The sequence below is a fragment of the Paenibacillus sp. UNC496MF genome (genome assembly GCF_900113915.1).
GTDB classification, from domain to species: domain Bacteria; phylum Bacillota; class Bacilli; order Paenibacillales; family Paenibacillaceae; genus Paenibacillus_Z; species Paenibacillus_Z artemisiicola.
The window spans coordinates 124,548-141,349 of sequence record NZ_FORE01000005.1; the positions used below are offsets into that span (position 1 = coordinate 124,548).

At 66.4% G+C, this 16,802-nt stretch carries 9 protein-coding genes; 1 reads left to right on the forward strand and 8 read right to left on the reverse strand.

Annotated features, from left to right (window positions below; translation table 11 throughout):
- Positions 1–16 precede the first annotated feature (16 nt).
- Positions 17–8,353, reverse strand: coding sequence for a GH36-type glycosyl hydrolase domain-containing protein (locus BMZ79_RS05405; RefSeq protein WP_090637359.1), 8,337 nt, complete (start codon positions 8,351–8,353; stop codon positions 17–19).
- A gap of 249 nt (positions 8,354–8,602) precedes the next feature.
- Positions 8,603–8,902, reverse strand: coding sequence for a hypothetical protein (locus BMZ79_RS05410; RefSeq protein WP_090637361.1), 300 nt, complete (start codon positions 8,900–8,902; stop codon positions 8,603–8,605).
- A 373-nt stretch (positions 8,903–9,275) separates the two neighbouring features.
- On the opposite strand from BMZ79_RS05410, the gene BMZ79_RS05420 reads away from it, so the two are divergent.
- Positions 9,276–9,755, forward strand: coding sequence for a hypothetical protein (locus BMZ79_RS05420; RefSeq protein ID WP_256252572.1), 480 nt, complete (start codon positions 9,276–9,278; stop codon positions 9,753–9,755).
- 62 nt (positions 9,756–9,817) lie between these two features.
- Here the strand turns inward: BMZ79_RS05420 and BMZ79_RS05425 are convergent, their stop codons facing one another.
- From BMZ79_RS05425 to BMZ79_RS05450, 6 genes are all read right to left on the reverse strand, one after another.
- Positions 9,818–10,294: a GNAT family N-acetyltransferase gene (locus tag BMZ79_RS05425; protein WP_090637364.1), complete on the reverse strand. Its 477-nt coding sequence runs from the start codon at positions 10,292–10,294 to the stop codon at positions 9,818–9,820.
- Positions 10,291–11,043: an alpha/beta fold hydrolase gene (locus tag BMZ79_RS05430; protein ID WP_090637366.1), complete on the reverse strand. Its 753-nt coding sequence runs from the start codon at positions 11,041–11,043 to the stop codon at positions 10,291–10,293. The genes BMZ79_RS05425 and BMZ79_RS05430 overlap by 4 nt, the downstream gene beginning before the upstream one ends.
- 168 nt (positions 11,044–11,211) lie before the next feature.
- Entirely contained in the window at positions 11,212–12,921 is a 1,710-nt protein-coding gene (locus BMZ79_RS05435) for a M3 family oligoendopeptidase (RefSeq protein ID WP_090637367.1), read from the reverse strand.
- A gap of 303 nt (positions 12,922–13,224) precedes the next feature.
- Positions 13,225–14,088: an NmrA family NAD(P)-binding protein gene (locus tag BMZ79_RS05440; protein ID WP_090637369.1), complete on the reverse strand. Its 864-nt coding sequence runs from the start codon at positions 14,086–14,088 to the stop codon at positions 13,225–13,227.
- A gap of 210 nt (positions 14,089–14,298) precedes the next feature.
- Positions 14,299–14,886: a TetR/AcrR family transcriptional regulator gene (locus BMZ79_RS05445; RefSeq protein WP_090638692.1), complete on the reverse strand. Its 588-nt coding sequence runs from the start codon at positions 14,884–14,886 to the stop codon at positions 14,299–14,301.
- Positions 14,887–14,997: 111 nt separating this feature from the next.
- Positions 14,998–16,788: a stalk domain-containing protein gene (locus BMZ79_RS05450; protein WP_177222021.1), complete on the reverse strand. Its 1,791-nt coding sequence runs from the start codon at positions 16,786–16,788 to the stop codon at positions 14,998–15,000.
- Positions 16,789–16,802: the final 14 nt, after the last annotated feature.

Consider the following 16,802-nt stretch of genomic DNA (forward strand, 5'->3'; position numbering starts at 1 on the left):
GCCGAGCGCGAACCCGTCACAGGGTCAGCTCGATATGGTGGACCGCCCGATCGTCCGCGAGCGGGATGGCCGCCCCTTCCTCGGACGCCCCGGCATGAAGCGCCACGGCGTTCCCGTCGATCGCGAGCGCCGACAAGCCGCCCGTCTTGCGGGACGGATTGAGAACGCGGATGCGGTATTCGGCGCTTTTGTACGCGTAGGTCATCTCGAATTCCGGCCAATCCGACGGAATGCACGGCTTTACGATCAGCCGGTCGCCGTTGCGCTTCAGCCCGAGAATCCACTCCACGCCGGCCTGGTACATCCAGCCGGCCGCTCCCGTGTACCACGTCCAGCCGGCATGGCCGCGATGCGGCGGCTCCGAGTAGACGTCGGCCGTCATGACGTACGGTTCCCCGACGTAGGTACGGGCTTCGAGCTGGGATTTCGTATGCGAAACCGGGTTGAACAGGTTGAACAGCTCGAACGCCTTGTTCCCGTCCCCGAGCAGGCTCCAGGCCACGATGCTCCAGATGACGCCGTGCGTGTACTGGCCGCCGTTCTCCCGGATGCCCGGCGGATAAGCTTGGATGTAGCCCGGGCTCGGCTCCGTCTTATCGAACGGCGGGGTCAAAATATGGGCGATGCCGAGGCTCCGGTTCACGAGCTCGCGGTCGAACGAGCGCATCGCCTGCTCCGCGCGGTCATGCGGCGCCATGCCGGAGATGACCGACCAGGATTGGGCGATCGCGTCGATCCGGCACTCGGCGTTATGCACGGTGCCGAGCCAGGTGCCGGCGTCGGTGAACGCGCGGCGGTACCATTTGCCGTCCCAGGCCGCTTCCTGCATCGCTTCCGCCAGCTCGCGGCGGGCGTTCCGGTACCGGTCCGCCCGCTCGCCGTCGCCGCGCCGCTCGCAAACGTCCGCGATGGCGCGCAGGACATCGCCGAGGAACCAGCCGAGCCAGACGCTCTCGCCGCGCCCTTGCGGGCCGATGTTGCTCATGCCGTCGTTCCAGTCGCCGATGCCCATGAGCGGGAGCCCGTGCTCGCCGATCCGGCCGAGCGAGCGGTCGATCGCGCGGAAGCAGTGGTCCAGAACCGTGCCGCTCTCCCCGGACAGCACCGTCTCCTCGTAACGTTCGTGTTCGTCCGCGGATAACGGCCCGCTCTGCAGATACGGCGCGGTCTCCTCGAGGATGCTTTCGTCGCCCGTATGCGACAAGTACCGCGCGACGGCGTACGGCAGCCACAGGAGGTCGTCCGAAAACTTCGTCCGGATGCCGCGGTGCGTCTCTTCGTGCCACCAGTGCTGCACGTCGCCCTCGAGATACTGGTGCGAGGCGTGGCGGATGATCTGCTGCCGCGTCATTTCCGGACGGCTGTGCAGCATCGACAGCGAATCCTGCAGCTGGTCGCGGTAGCCGAAGGCGCCGCCGGCCTGATAGAAGCCGGAGCGCGCCCACATCCGGCAGGACAGCGACTGGTACAGCAGCCAGTTGTTCAGCATGTAATCCATTTCGGCCGACGGCGTCTTCACCCGGATCGTGCCGTTGATGCCCTTCCAGTAGGCGCGCATCTCTTCGAGCGCCAGGTCGCAGGCCTCGGGCTCGCGATACTTGCGGGCGAGCCCGACCGCGGCTTCGCGGGAATCCGCGCAGCCGAGCAGGATGTACACGACGCGCTCCGCGCCGGGCTCGAGCGCGACGGATGCCTGAACGGCCCCGCACGCGTCGTGCGACGGGCCCGTCTCCCCGGACAGCCGCGTCCGGCGCATCGCGGCCGGCTCCTCGAGATCGCCCTCGCGGCCGACGAACGACAGCCGGCTGCCGGTCCAGGAACGGTCCGCCTCCCCCGCCGGCGGGTTGACGGCCAGAAACGCCGTCGCCTCGCGGAACGTGTCCTGATATCCGTTGCGGGCCAGCAGGACGGCGTCCGCCGCCTCCCAATCCGTGACGATATGGGACGCGGTCCCTTCGCGGTGAACGCCGATGACCCATTCGGCGTAGTACGTGACGGACAGCCTGCGGACATCGTCCGTAACGTTGCGGAGCCGCAGCCGGACGATCTTCACGGCATCCTCCGGCGGGACGTAGACCGTCATCTCCTGACGGATGCCGAGGCGCTCGGTCTCGTAGCGCGAGTAGCCTTGGCCGTGCGCCACGGCGTACGTCCCCTCCGTCTCCCGCTTGCGGGAAGGCGCGGGGCCCCAATATTCGCCGCTGTCCTCGTCGCGGACGAAGACGGCCTCGCCCGGCGGATCCAGCGCGGGATCGTTGGACCACGGCGTCAGCTTGCATTCCCGGCTGTTGCGCCACCACGTATGCCCGGTGTAGAGCTCGGAGGCCAGGCAGCCGAACGTCGGATTCGCGATCGCGTTGATCCACGGCCCCGGCAAGCGCTGGCCGCCGCGGAGCACGATCCGGTATTCAGAGCCGTCCGCCGCGAAGCCGCCGTAGCCGTTGTAGAACGCCAGGCCCGCGGCCTCGTCGCCCGACGCGGCGGGCGCCGGGTAGCGGTTCGGCGCCGCCGCGGGCGCCAGCCCGGGCGGCTCCGCGCCGCGCTTCGGCTCGTGCGGCTGCAGCTGCGCCCGCAAGCTCGGACCGTCCGCTTCCAGCACGAGCCGGGCGACGGCGAACAGCAGGTCCTTGTCCGCTTCGGGCTGCGACGCCGCCGCCACGATATGAACGCCCGCCCCGCCTCCGCGGTTCGGCGCGAACTGCTCGACCAGCCGCAGTATCGCCTCCCGCAGCTCCTGCTGGTACCCGCCGTCCGATTCGTTCCAGACGACGAGGTCGAAGAGCACGCCTTTCTGCCGCAAATACTCGTACCCGACCAACAGCTTATGGACGAAGGGCAGGTTCGACGTGTCGGCGATCCGCACCAGCGCGACCGGACGGTCGCCGGACACGCCGTGCGCCCATAGTCCGGGCTGGCCTTTCGCGTTCGCTTCGATGGCCGCCTCCTGTTCGGGCCGCAGCGCCGACGGATACAGCACGCGTCCGGCCAGCAGCTGGTAAGCCGCCGCGTCCGCGTCCGTAATCCGCAGATGCTGCAGGTCGATCTGGCTCCGCGTCCAAGCGAGCCGGAACGAGCGCTCCGCCTGCTCTTCCATCGTGAGCGAGGCCGCGATCTCGAGCGCCTGCTCCCGGCTGTCGGCGACGCCGGTTACCGCCGTGAGGCTGACCTGTTCGCCCGGCTCGAGGCGAAGGCGCCTGCGCAGAATGAACGCGGGGTCGGCGACCGAGCCGGTCGCCCCGCCGAGGCGCGCATCCAGCCCCGCGGGCTTCGCGAGCGAATGCCCCCGGCCGATGAAGGCGGCGCGATCGGTCTCGAATTCCGGCTCGCCGAGGCCGCTTCCGCTTCCCCCGAAGGCGTGGAACGCCCAAAGGGAGCGCTCGCCTTCGCCGCGGGGCCGCTTGCGGGCGAGCAGGCACTGCGCTTCCGGCGCGTATTCCGTCTGGATGAACAGCTTCGTGAAGGCCGGATGCGCCTTGTCCGCGTCATGGTCCGCCATCGCGAGCTCCAGGAACGTCGTCGCCTCGAGCACGCGAGCCTCCCCCGTGCCGTTCGTCAGCGTGAGCCGCCGCAGCTCCGCGTTATGCTCCGCGGACACGGTGACGTCCAGCCGCGTCTCGATGCCCGCGTCCTCGCGCAGGAACGTCGTCCGCTCCTGCATGAACTGCACGCGCTGCTTGTCCGCCGGCGCGCGGCACGGCTGATAGGACGGCGACCAGCAGACGTCGCGGGCCGCGTCCCGGATGTAGAGGTAATTGCCCCACGGATCGAGCACGGGATCCTCGCGCCAGCGGGTCACGTCGAGCCCGTTGTACCGAATGAACCCGGCGCCGGTTTCCGTGACGACCGTCGTCAGCGCCCCGTTGCCGTGCACGTTCGCTTCGGGCGCGGGCGCCGGCACCGCCGCGAACTCGCGCAGCGGCACGTTCTGCGCGGGCTTGGGCTCGCCCCCGCTCCGCGTCCGGCCCGGCAGCTCCCGCGTCAGAACCGCCGATTTCGGCGGAATGCGCTCGATCAGCAGCAGCTCGGCGGCCCGGACCCGTTTGTCGGCATGGAAATCGTCGATCATGCAGTTCGGCGCGAGCAGGTTGGCGAGCGTCAGCAGGCTCATGCCCTGGTGATGCGCCATGAAGCTGCGGATGACCTTGTGCGATTCGCCCTGGGGCATCCGCCCCGCCGTGAAGTCGATCGCCTCGTAATAGCCGTATTGGCCTCGGGCTCCGAGCGACTCCATCCGGTCCAGGCTGCGCAGCCCCTCCCGCAGCGCGTACGGCAGCGCCATGATCGTCGCGTACGGCGAGACGACCAGGTCTTCGTCCAGCCCCCGCTTGAAGCCGAGGCCCGGCACGCCGAACGCCCGGTATTGGTAGTTGAGCTGATAGTCGTAGGCGTAATAGCCCGATTCCGAGATGCCGAACGGCACGCCGCGTTCCTTCGCGTATTCGATTTGGCGGCGCACGACGCCGCGGTACGTGCTGTCCCAGATCGTGCCGGGGTACGTCCGCATGATCAGCCACGGCATCATGTATTCGAACATCGTGCCCGACCACGAAATCAGCGCCGTGCGGCTGCCCTGCTTCTTGGCCGTGCGGCCGACCGCGAGCCAGTGGGCGACGGAAATTTGGCCGAGCGCGATCGCGACGAAGCTCGTCTGCCTCGCCTCCGACGCCAGCAAATCGTACAAAATCGTGTCCCGCCGCCCCGAATCGGCGTGATAGCCGAGCACGAACAGCTTCGCTTTATGGTCGTACAGCTCGCGGAAGTCCGTCGCGACGATCAAGCGCTCCAGCCGCTCGGCCAGCTCGTAGCCGCGACCGATCCACGCCGCCGCGCCCGGCTGGATCCGCCCTTCCGGGTTCCGCTGCCGCCGCTTCGCTTCGTAGAGCTCGTCCGGACGAGCCTGGTCGAGCTCCAGCGCGAACTCCGCGCCGACCGCCGCGAGCGGTCCCGGCGCGGCGCCCTTGGCCTGCCAGCCGTCCGTCCGCAGCCAGCGGAGCAAGCCCTGCTTGACCGTCATGAGGCTGGCCACGAAATTGCCGGAATCCACCGTCGAGACGTACGCCGGGCGCAGCAGCTCGAGCGTCGAGGTATCGTACCAGTTGTACAGATGCCCGTGCCATTTCTCCATCCGTTCGATGACGCCGACGGTCCGCTCCAGGCGCTCGACCATATCCGGCGTCGCGATAAAGCCGAGCTCCCGCGCGGCGACCGCGGCCGACAGCAGGAAGCCGATATTGGTCGGCGACGTCCGGTGGGCGACGCCGTTCGCCGGGTCGATCTGCACGTTGTCCGGCGGGAGGTAATGATCCTCGGGTCCGGCGTAATCTTCGTAGAACTGCCAAATCTCCTTGGCCAGTCCGCGCAGCCGTTCCGCCTCCGCCGCTTCGAGCGGCCGGCTTGCCGCCAAGGCCGGTCCGTCCAGCCACCGCACCGCGAGCGGAGCCAGCGCCCAGAACAGGCACAGGGCGAGCCCGAACCACAGCGAGCCGCCGGTCGCCCGGAACGCCGTCGCCGCCGCGAACAGCACGATGAGGGCGTAGCCGCCGCCCGCGCCGAGAATCGTTTGCCGCCGTGCTTTCCCTTGGCTGCGCTCCGTCTGGGAGAAGCTGGTCCACTCGAGCAGGCGGCGCTTGCTGACGAACATCCGGTACACGGTCTTCGCGACGGCGTCCAGCAGGACGGCCGTTTGGAACGGCAGCGTCCACAGTCCGATTCCCGCCAGCACGAGCGTCGCCCACAGCCGCCGCGGCCGCGGATCCGCCGGATCGAGCGCCGCGAACTGCCGGATAAGCGGCAGCAGCAGCGTGAGGAGCAGCACCGTCAGCCAGCGCCACGTATAGCCGGGCAGCACCGTGACCGCGAGCGCGAACAGGACGAAGAGCGCGATCGGCAGCAGGCTGCGGCGCAGGTTGTCGACGATCTGCCAACGCGTGAGCAGCGACAGATCGATCGGCCGCAGCGCGCCCCGGCGGTCGCACAGCTTGGCGCGCAGCCAGCAGAGCAGCTGCCAGTCGCCGCGCACCCAGCGGTGCATCCGTTTCTGGAAGGAAAGGAACGTCGACGGATGCTCCTCGATCAGCTCGATGTCGGACACGAGACCGGCGCGCAAAAACCCGCCTTCGAGCAAGTCGTGGCTCAGCACCGTGTTGTCGGGAATCCGTTCGCCGAGCAGCCGGCCGAACACGTCGACGTCGAAGATGCCCTTGCCCGTGAAAATTCCGACCCCGAGCGCGTCCTGGTACGGGTCCGACACGGCAAACGCGTAAGGATCGATCCCGGGATCCGACCAATAATACGCGAGCCGCGAACGCATGGCGGAATCGTGGCTCGTGCCGACGCGCGGCTGAAGCACGCCGTAACCCTCGACGACCCGCGTCCCCGCCGCGTTCAGCCGCGGCCGGTTGTACGGCAGATGCAGCGTGCCGATCAGCCGCTGCGCGCTGCCGAGCGGCAGTTGGGTGTCGGCGTCGAGCGTGATGATGTAGCGGATCCCCGGCAGCACGCCCGCGTCGCCGTGCCGGATCTCGTAGCTCGTGTCCCCGCCGCCGCGCAGCAGCTCGACGAATTCGACCAGCTTGCCCCGCTTGCGCTCCCAGCCCATGAACACCCCTTCGGCGGGATTCCACCGGCGGCGGCGCTGGTAGAAGTGGAACGTCGGCCCGTCCTCGCCGCCCCCGTAAAGGTCGTTCAGCCGGTCGATCTTCGCCTTGCCGGCAGCGACGAGCCGGTCGTCGGACGCGAGCCGTTCCTCCGCCGCGTCGGCGAAATCGCCCAGCAGGGCGAAGTGGACGTTCCGGTCCCGGTTGGCCAAATAGTGGATCTCCAGCCGGTCGGCAAGCTCCTCCACTTCCTCCGCGGTCGACCAGATGGCCGGAATGATCACCATCGTCGACGCGTCCGCGGGAACGCCGCAGGAAAAATCGTACCGCAGCAGCGGTCTCGTCCGGCACAGCCGCTCGATGCCGAAGTGCAGTCCCGTCATGACCCATTCGCTGACCGGGAAGAGCAGCGCCGCGACGATCGCGGCGGCGCCCGCCGCCGTCAGGCCGGCCCGCCCGCCGCCGATCCAGACCGCCGCCGCGGCCGTCAGCAGCGCGAACAAGACCAGCAGGGACGCAAAATAGCCCATGGGCGCGCGTTTGGCGACGCTCGCGCCGGGCATGCGCTTCGGGCTGCTGCATTGTTTGAGCGAATGGACGAGGCGTTCGACGCCCTTCGGCTCGAACAGGTAAAACGCCGCGAACGCTTCGCGGGCGAGATCGCCGCGGTCTCGTTCGTCGCGCGCGCCCGCCCCGTCCGGCGAGGACCCCGCGGCCGGGCCGGCGGCGGACGCCGGCGCGCCGGCGCGGCGTTCGAATTCGTGCTTGGCCAGCGCGAGCGCCTGCGCGGCGACCAGCGTTTCCGGAACGCGCATGCGCCGCGCGAGCTCCGCGATCCGGTTCAGCAGCTCGTTCCGGCTGGACGCGTCCAGCCGCACGTAAAGGCCGGAGGCGTCGTCGCGCATCGTGCGGTCGAGCAGGCTGACCGTCGCGAACAGCTCGTTCCAGTCGCGGCGCTCGTTGCTCCGCAGGCTCGTGATCAGATTGCCGGCCTTCGCCTGATAGGCGGTTTGCAGCTTCGCCTCGTACGTGACGACGCGGTCGAGGTCCTCCGAGCCGTTCTCGTATTTGCAGACGAGCCATTCGCGCACGGCCGCCGAGTCGCCGGACCATTCCCGCAAGTGGCTGATCAGATGCGCCGCCCACGGGCCGGACAACGGCTCGCTTTGGCCCGCTTGTTCCAGCGCTTTGCCGATGACCTCGGCGTTCAGCTTGGCCGGCTCGATCCGCCCGAGCAGTTCCTGCACCTCGCCGCATACCTCGCGCCGGTCGCGGACCATCGCCATCGTCTCGGCGATCCGGCCGACCAGCGCGATTTTCAGCATAAGCGGGATCGAACGGGTCTCGGCCAGCGTCAGCACGGACACTTCCTGGTAGGCGTTCAGATACGCCGCGAGCGTCTCCTCGCCCAGGACGCCGTCCACTTGGTCGAGGTAGGCCGTGCAGACCGCGTGAATGCGCAGCTTGCCGTCGCCGCGCAGCCGGGGCATGGGCGGAAAGGTCCGCTTGGCCAACTGCAGGCGGACGTCGAGCGCTTGCTCCTCGATGAATTCCGCGTTGTCGAGCAGCCACGCTTCCGCCTGCTGCCCGCAGCCGGGCGGCCCGTCCTGCAGCCTCGCCGCGAAAGCCCGCAAGCCCGCGATGTCGGCCTCGAACTGCCGATGCAGGTAGCCGGGCTGGCCGGCGGCGGCTTTGACGTGCTGCTGCAGCGCGAGCTCGTGCGCGTGCTGGCTTATTTTCTCAATCGTTATCGACATGAACAGGTTCCTCCGGAGTAATTCGGTGAATGAATGGACTACCAAATTATTCCCATCGGAACGGCATTTTATGAGCGGTCGGCCGGTTTTTCCCGGTCCTATTTTTCGCGGCAAGCAAAAAACAAGCCCCCGACGGCGGCGTCGGCGGCTTGTTTTCGGTGCCCGATAAGGCGCGAAAACGATCGCTAAGCTAGCATTTAGGCGGCATATTGGTGCCGTCGTCTACGCGATCATTCCGTTCTTCGGACGCTATCCTTCGACGACGTCCGCCCGCAGGTCGCTCGCGACGTCCATCATCTTCGGAATGACGGCCTCGTTCGTCCCGGACGCGTACAAGTCCCCCTGATAATGGCGGAACGGAATGACGGCGGAACCGATTCGCCAGAGGAAAAAATCGCCCGGAATGGTGACGGTCGTCGACCCGTGAACCGTGTACTCCGGCGTATAGTCGAAGTCCGGCTTGTCCTCGAAATACCGCTTGCATTCCTCAAGCGAGATGGACTCCCCGTTGCCTTGCAGTTCGCGCGTGATGCGATAACGCTTGCTCATAACCATGCCCCCGTTCCGACTGTTAGGATTGACTGCTGAAGCGATGTCCGCGCGGCCATCCCGATCCGCGGATTCCGGAGATTTCGCCGCCGCCGAATGTAAGCGCCGAACCGGCAGCATACTGGAACATAAGCTCCAATTCGCCCCCGCCCTGGCGGCTGATTCCATTCCCGAAGCATTCCGCCCGCGGGTACGCGCTTTCTTCTCCTTCCGGTTCCGGCGGCATTTCGCCGAACGGACATGCGCGCGAACCTCCCGGCTCGCGTTAAACTCATGGGCTCCATTATAACATGCCGCGAAGCTTGACGAATAATTTCCTTGCATTTCCACAAACTATGAAATAGATGTAAATTTTGACATAAGGAGCCGCCCCATGAGAGTCATCGCCGGCTTGTTTTCCACGCTAATGCCCGGATTCGGCCAAATTTACAACCGCCAGTTTTTGAAAGGCATCATCTTCGTCATTTGCGAACATTTCGACAACGTCGCCGGCAACATCAATTCCGCGATTCACCTCGACTTCAACGGCCACCATGCGCAGGCGGTGGGCGTGACGGATTTCGGCTACATGCTCTTTTACCCCGGCTTCTACGCTTACGCCATCTGGGACGCCTGGTATTACGCCAAGCCGGGCGCCGATAAAGCGAAAACGGCGATTCCGTACCTGATCGGCGGCTTCGCCGGCGAGTTTTGCGCGATCTTCGCCAACCGGCTGCCCTTTCCGACCCTTATGGCCGGCCTGTCCATGCTCGTGCCCATTTACGCCGGCATGCTGATCCACCGCAAGGAAGGGCAATCCGTGCCGGAGCCGTCCTTGCAAGCGCCATCCGAGCCGCCGGCGACGCGCCAATGACGAGCGGCTTGCGGTGAGCGCGGAGCTTGGCTGCGCCTGCCGCTTGCAGGGACTTGGTGTTTTCACAGTTCGAGCCGCATGCGGACCATCCTCGACGCGTGACCCTCCAGCTCATCCTCGAATTCGCCGACGGCTTTGAAGCCTTTGGCGGTATAGAAATTCATGCCCGTCCGGTTATCCGCCTCGACGTTAGCGCACACGAACTTGGCTCCCGCCGATCCGGCTAGACCGGCTTGAAGCAGCGCCGTGCCGATCCCCTCGCCTTGATGCCCGGGAAGCAAATAGATGGCCGCGAGCTCCGCTTCGCCGCCTTCCCGAACGCGCGAAAAGTTCGCGAACCCGACGATCCCGCCTTCGCGTTCCGCGACGAGCATGAGGGAACGCGCCAGCCGCATCGCCATCATCTCGTCGCCGTAAGCGTTCCGCAGGAAGCGGTCCTGCGCGTCCGGCGGGATGATCCCCGCATACGCCGCGTGCCAGCTGGCTTCCGCCACCGCCCGTACTGCCGGGATATCCTTCGGCTCCATGGCTCGAATCATGAATTCCCCTCGCTTTCGGGTGCGCGCTGACCGATCGGATGCTCGCCCACGAAGCCCAGCATCAAATCGTTCACCTGCTCCGGATATTCCCGGACCATACGGGGCCGGTGGCTGCCGCCCGCGATCACCGCCGTGCGCGAGCCTTCGATCAGCGCGCCGAGCCGCCGGATCTTCGCTTCGCCGACGAACGGATCGTGCTCGCCGGTGACGAGCAGCGACGGACAGCGGATGCCGCCGAGCTGCGCCTCGGTCAGCTGCGGGTACAAGCGCCAGTCGCCGCGGACGGCCTCCTCGTGCCGCTCGGCCATCAGCCGGATCGTGTCGTCCTTGCCGTGGGCCAGCAGCCATTCCGGCTCGTATTCGTCGGCGCCCTCCGGCTCGGCGAAGCCGCTCGTGCCGATCGTCGTCAGCGTCGCCACGCGCCCCGGATGCAGCGCGGCCCCGTACAATCCGACGTTCGCGCCGAGGCTGTAGCCGATCCAGTGCGCCTTCGCGATGCCGAGCGCGTCCAAGAACCCGATCGCGTCCTCCGCGAGCCGCGGCGTGCTCCATGCCGGACTGTCGCAGCGCGACCGCCCGTGGCCCCGGAAATCCGGATAATAACACGTATAGCCGCGCTGGAAGTCGAGCAGCTGGCCGGCGAACGCCAGGATGCCCCGGGAATAGCCGCTGTGCAGGAACAGGATCGGCTCGCCATAGCCCATTTTCTCGTAAAACATGTCCACGTCGCCGGCGCGCGCGTAAGGCATGTCCCCATCTCCTTTCGTTCAGATGCCACCGCCCCGGATGTTCGAATGTTCCCGCGCTTCCTCCGCCGGAATAAACGCGTCCGCCCGCGGGTTCTGGAGCGCCGGCCTATAAGAAAAAGCCGCGCGAACGCGGCTTTCCCGGTCGACCCGGCACAGCGGGCCGCAAGGCTACAGGTTCTCGTCCGCCACGCCGTCCAGCCACGCCGCGATGCCCGCGATCGCGGTAGGAACGCTTCCCGGTTCGAACGGCGAAGGCAGGCCCGCGGAGGCGACGAGCTCGAGGAACGAGCGGCTTCCGCCGGCGCGGCACAGCCTCAGGTAGCTGGCCCAAGCTTCCTGGTAATCCTCGCGCATCCGGTTCCAGTAATGGAACGCGCACAGCTGGGCCAGCGCGTAGTCGATGTAATAGAACGGATAGTGATAAATGTGCAGCTGGCGCTGCCAATACCCGCCGTTCTCCAGGAAATCGTTGCCCTCGTAATCGCGGTGCGGCAGATAGGCCCGCTCGATGTCGCGCCACATGCGCTTGCGATCGGCCGGCGATGCGTCCGGATTGGCGTAGATTTCGTGCTGAAACGCATCGACCGCCGTGATGTACGCGACGCCGAGCAGCGAGCCCGCGAGATGGCTGAAGCGGTATTTCTCGGCATCCTCCTTGAAGAAATGCTCTATCCACGGCCAGGCGAAAAATTCCATGCTCATGGAGTGGATCTCGCAGGCTTCCGACGTCGGGAACAGGTACTCCAGCACGCCCAGGTCGCGGCTCTCGTACGATTGGAACGCGTGGCCGACCTCGTGCGTCAGGACGTCGATGTCGCCGGCGGTGCCGTTGAAGTTGGAGAAAATAAACGGCGCGCCGTATTCCGGCAGGAACGTGCAGTAACCGCCGCCCTGCTTGCCCTTCTTGCTGACCAAGTCCATGAGCCCGCGGTCGATCATCATCCGGAAGAAGGCGTCCGTCTCCGGGGACATCTCCGCGTACATCCGCGTGCCCTGCGCCACGATCCAGTCCGGGTCGCCCTTCGGCGTCGGATTGCCCGACGGAAAGCTGAACGACTCGTCGTAATACCGGAGCCGGTCCACGCCGATGCGGCCGCGCTGGCGCTCCTTCAGCTTCGTGGCGACCGGCACGATGTGCGTCAGCACTTCTTGGCGGAAGCGGCTGACCAGCTCCTCGTTGTAATCCGTGCGGCTCATCCGCGCGTAGCCGAGCTCGGTGAAGCTGGCGTAGCCGAGCGTACGGGCGATTTTCGTCCGAACCTTCACGAGCTTATCGTAAATATCGTCCAGCTCCGCCTCGTGCCCGGCCATGAACGCGTAGCGGCTCTCCGCGGCGCGGCGGCGCGTATCGCGGTCGGTGGATTGCTCGAACGGAATGAGCTGGGGAAGCGTCCGCTCCTCGCCCTCGAACGGAATTTTCGCCGATGCCATCAGACGCGCGTAAGCGGAGACCAGCTTGTTCTCCTGCTGGAGTTCTTCGATGATCGCCGGCGCGAACGTCTTCAGCGACACCTCGGCGAGGCGGAACAGCTGGCTGCCCCAACGGACTTCCAGCTCGGCGCGGAACGGCGATTCGACCAGCGCGCGGTAATACGCCGTCGCGTATTCCTGCACGACCGGCTTGATCTCGTCCATGTATTCCTGCTCCGCTTTGTAGAAGGCGTCGTTCGTATCGACGGAATGCCGAATCTCGACGAGCTGGCATTGCGTTTCGAATTCGCTGCGAAGCGCGTTGACGGCTTTCATCGCCTCGCTTTGCGCCTCGGCGCCGCCGGCCTCGTTGAATTGGCGGATCAGCGCGCTATACCGTTCCCCGATCGCCTTCGCGTCGGGCCGTTCGTAGGCGTACTGGGCGAATTTCAACGTTTCCAAAGTCATCCTATCCCTCCGTTATCGTGGTTCTCCGCCCGGCATAGCCGAACGCATCCACCCGGGCATCCGGGCCGTTACGCTAAATATTTCAACAATAGGCGGCGGATTCCTGCCCGGGGCGGCGGACAACTGGAAATTTCCGGGGGGGGGGGGGCGGCTTACGCGTTCAGATCGTAGCCGATCGACGAAGCCCGCTTAAGGAAGACGGGACGCACGGCCGTCGTCCGAACCGGCGGTTTCCGGCCAAGTCGCCGCCCGCCGTTACCGCCCGTCCGGAAATCCCGGCCGATCCCGTGCGCGGCAGCCAGGCTACAGCAGCTTCCTCAATGCTTCCGCGAGCGAGACCTCGCCTTTCACGGACTCGGTCCCCGTCCGTTCGAAATCGATCCAGCCCGAATTAAAGCCGTCGAGCATCGCGAGCCTGCCGCCCAGCCGGTCTTCCGGCGCGCCTTGGCCGATGAACGCTTCCGCCCATTCCGCGCGGGGAATCGCTTCGGCGCGCACGTCCCGGTTCAGCAGCGCGGCCAGCGCGGCGGCGAGATCGGCGGGCGAATACGCCGCCGGGCCTTCCAGCTCGAGGCGGCGGGTGCCGCTCCACCGCTGCCGCAGCGTCTTGGCCGCGATCGCTCCGATATCCGCCGTGGAGATCATCGGGATCTTCCGGTCCAGCGGATAAAGGCTATGCGCGATCGCGCCCCGTTCGCGCGCGGGAGCGATGTCCCACAACGCGTTCTCCATGAACCAGGCGGCTCTCAAAAACGCGCCGGGCATCGGCAGCCTTCCGAGCTCCCGCTCGAAAATATGCAGCGATTCGATGATGCCGAGCCCGCGGTCGCGGTGGGCGCCGACGGACGAGAGCGCGACGAACTTCGGCGTTCCGGCCGCCTGCAGCGCCGTTCCGATCGCCTTGGCGAAGGCGTGCGTCTCGGGAAAGCCCGCTTCGGGGTAGAATAGCGGCGGCAGCAGGACGAACGCGCCGTCCGAGCCGGCGAAGGCGGTCTCCAGCGCCGCCGCGTCGCGATAATCCGCGAAGGCGACCTCCGCGCCCAGCGCCTTCCAATCGTCCGCTTTCCGTTCGTCGCGCAGGACGGCCCGGACCTGATGTCCCTCCGCCAGCAAATTTCTTGCGACCGCCCCTCCGACTTGTCCCGTCACGCCCATAATCGTATACATGAATGATGCCTCCTTCGTCGTTTGCGTTTATCCTACCACGAGAAGTTACATGTTTCAAGTTACAATTTTTATAAATTGTAACTTGAAACGAAAGAGGCAAAACAATAGCCGTCGGGGCGCGTCTCCTTCGACGCGGCCGCCAACGGCTATGTACCAAGTCCGATCAAACGTTTCGTGCCAAGAACGCCGCAACCGCGCGGCGAGCCGTCTTCAGCTGCCCGCGCCGAGACCGTGCAGCGTCAATTGCCAGACGGCTTCGAAGCCGGCTTCGGATTCGGGCGTGTCCCACTCCGCGGCATGCGCGGCATGATGGAACCGGGTAAACGCGTAGAACACGCCCGCCGCGGCTTGCCGCGCATCCTTGCAGACGAACGCGCCGGAATTCGCGCCCGCCTCGATAATGCCGGCCAGCTGCTCCGCGAGCAGCCGGGCATGGCCCTCCAGCGCGCCTTCCGTCTCCGCGACCAGCGCGGCGTACATCGCGAACAATTCGGGGTCCTGCCGCGCGCGTTCGCGCTTGAATTCGCGCAGCGCGGACAGCCAGCGGTACAGCTTCGTCTCCGGCGGCGCTTCTTCGGCCAGCACGGCGCCGAGCGGCTCGAATACGCCTCCCATCCATCGTTCCACGACCGCCAGGCGCAGCGCCGCCTTGTTCTCGTAATGCCGATACAACGCCGCATGGCTGACGCCGAGCGCGCGGGCGACATCGGACATGTTGGTCTTCGCGAGCCCGAATTTCCGCAGCGCGCCTTCGGCGGCATCCAGGATCGACGCCTTGGACAGTCCGTCTTCCGCCACCGTGCGCACCTCCTTCCGCTGGACGCGGCCGGGCGGCGCTTCGCGCCGATGCGGCCGCATCGCGTTTTGAGCCCTATTATAGCATAGATGACCGGCCGTTCGGCGGCGGGGTTAGTTGACGGTATAGACGCCTGCCTTGTACGTCAGCGTATACGTCATGCCGGCATCGGTCAGCACCGCGGCCGCGATGCTGTCCGCCACCAGCCGGCTGTTCCGTCCCGACGCGTCGACTTTATACAAGCCCGGCTCGTAGCCCTTGGCGACATAATAAACGCCCGTCTCGCCGACCGCGTACGAAGCGGCCGGCCGCTCGCTCAACCGGGCTTCGCGCCCCGTCGCGAGATCGTAGCGGTACAGCGTGCCGGGATCCCACGCGCCGGCGTTCGCGGCCAGCTCGGTATAGTAGAAGGCGCCGTTCGCGAACCGGACGTTCTGCGCCTTGCGGGCCGTAAGCGTACGCGGATTCGCTCCGGCAAGATCGACGCTCTTCAAGCCGGCGGACGCGCCGTCGACGTAGACGATCCCGCCGTTTACCAGCCAAAACGAGCTCGCCGCGCCCGTAAGCTTGACCTGCGTGCCGTCCGAAAGCCTGATTTTGTATACGGCCGCAACGTCCTTCGGGTCGTTCTCCAGGTAGCCGAGCGTGTAGAGCCAGCCGTCCTGAATCGCCAAGCTCGCGTTCCCCCCGAGCCCGATGCCGTAATCGTCGATCGTGCGGGTGATGCCGTACGTGAACCCCTGCTGCCCGAATGCCGAGGATGCGCCGGTCTTCCGATCGATTCGGACGAGATTGCCGCTCGCGTCCGCCATCGGATGGAAATCCGTCATGTAAAGATATCCGCCGTCCTCCGCATAGTTGATGACGCTTTTCGCGTCCGCGACCTCCGTCAACGCCGCTCCGCTCACCTTGTACAGCGTCTCGCCGCCCATCGTCAAATCCCCGGTATGCAGGATCACGCGCAATTCCCCGCCGTCGCCGCGGATATCCGTTACCCAGCCGTCCTCCGGCTTCCATTGCGGAATGGCGGCGATCGTCCGGGATTGGCCGGACGCGAAATCGTAGGCGTCCAGCTCGGAGGCGCCGCCGACCGCCGTCACGAAATACAGCTTGCCGTCGATCGCCTTCGCGGCATGTAATAGCGGATTGCCCGGAAGCTTGACCTCGGCCGCCTTCCCGCCGTCGGATTGGCGGTACAGCGTTTCGAAGGCGGCGTTCGTCCGATACGCGGTTTTGTAATAGTATGCCGCATTGCCGAATTTGCCAAGCGGCGTCGGCGCGTTCTCGTACGCGACCGGCTTGCGGGGATCGGTCAGCACCCGCTTGATGCGGTCCTTGACCGCCAGCGTATCCGGACTCGTCAGATCGACGCGCTCGCTGCCGATCAGGATGAGGCCGTCGAGCCAATCGATCTCCTTGTCCAGCGCCTCCGCCGCGCTCCGTAGCGGCAGCACGATCCGGCCGTCCACCTGGAGCGGCGCGGCGTCCATGCCGACCGGCTCGCCGTTGACGAGCATCGTCTTGCTGCCGACCGCGAACTGGACGCGCTTATGCAGGTTCGGGTTGCTCAGCAGCACATCCTTCGGGCGGGCCGCCTGCCACACCGCGTCCCAGCTGCCTTTTCCCAGGTCGGCATTCGTCGCGAGCGTGCTCAACAGCCGGATCGGGACGAAAACGCGGCCGTTCCGCTCCACGATGTCGTAGTCGCTGTACAATAAATCGGTCAACTGCCCGTTCAGGAACGCCTTGTCGCGGTAATCGAACGGCAGCACGATCAGCCGGTCGAACGCTTCGCGCAGCGTCGCCTTGCCCGGCGAATCCGCCGCGGCGCCGTTCGGCGCGGGTCCGAGGACGCCGCTCATCAAGCCCGCGCACGCGAGCGCGGTAATCAGCCGTTTCTTCATGTGCATCCCTCTCC

Coding starts and splice junctions, on each gene's coding strand:
- BMZ79_RS05420 (WP_256252572.1), top strand. CDS start 9,276: ATGAGAGTCATCGCCGGCTTGTTTTCCACGCTAATGCCCGGATTCGGC.
- BMZ79_RS05440 (WP_090637369.1), bottom strand. CDS start 14,088: ATGTATACGATTATGGGCGTGACGGGACAAGTCGGAGGGGCGGTCGCA.
- BMZ79_RS05450 (WP_177222021.1), bottom strand. CDS start 16,788: ATGAAGAAACGGCTGATTACCGCGCTCGCGTGCGCGGGCTTGATGAGC.
- BMZ79_RS05425 (WP_090637364.1), bottom strand. CDS start 10,294: ATGATTCGAGCCATGGAGCCGAAGGATATCCCGGCAGTACGGGCGGTG.
- BMZ79_RS05405 (WP_090637359.1), bottom strand. CDS start 8,353: ATGTCGATAACGATTGAGAAAATAAGCCAGCACGCGCACGAGCTCGCG.
- BMZ79_RS05435 (WP_090637367.1), bottom strand. CDS start 12,921: ATGACTTTGGAAACGTTGAAATTCGCCCAGTACGCCTACGAACGGCCC.
- BMZ79_RS05430 (WP_090637366.1), bottom strand. CDS start 11,043: ATGCCTTACGCGCGCGCCGGCGACGTGGACATGTTTTACGAGAAAATG.
- BMZ79_RS05410 (WP_090637361.1), bottom strand. CDS start 8,902: ATGAGCAAGCGTTATCGCATCACGCGCGAACTGCAAGGCAACGGGGAG.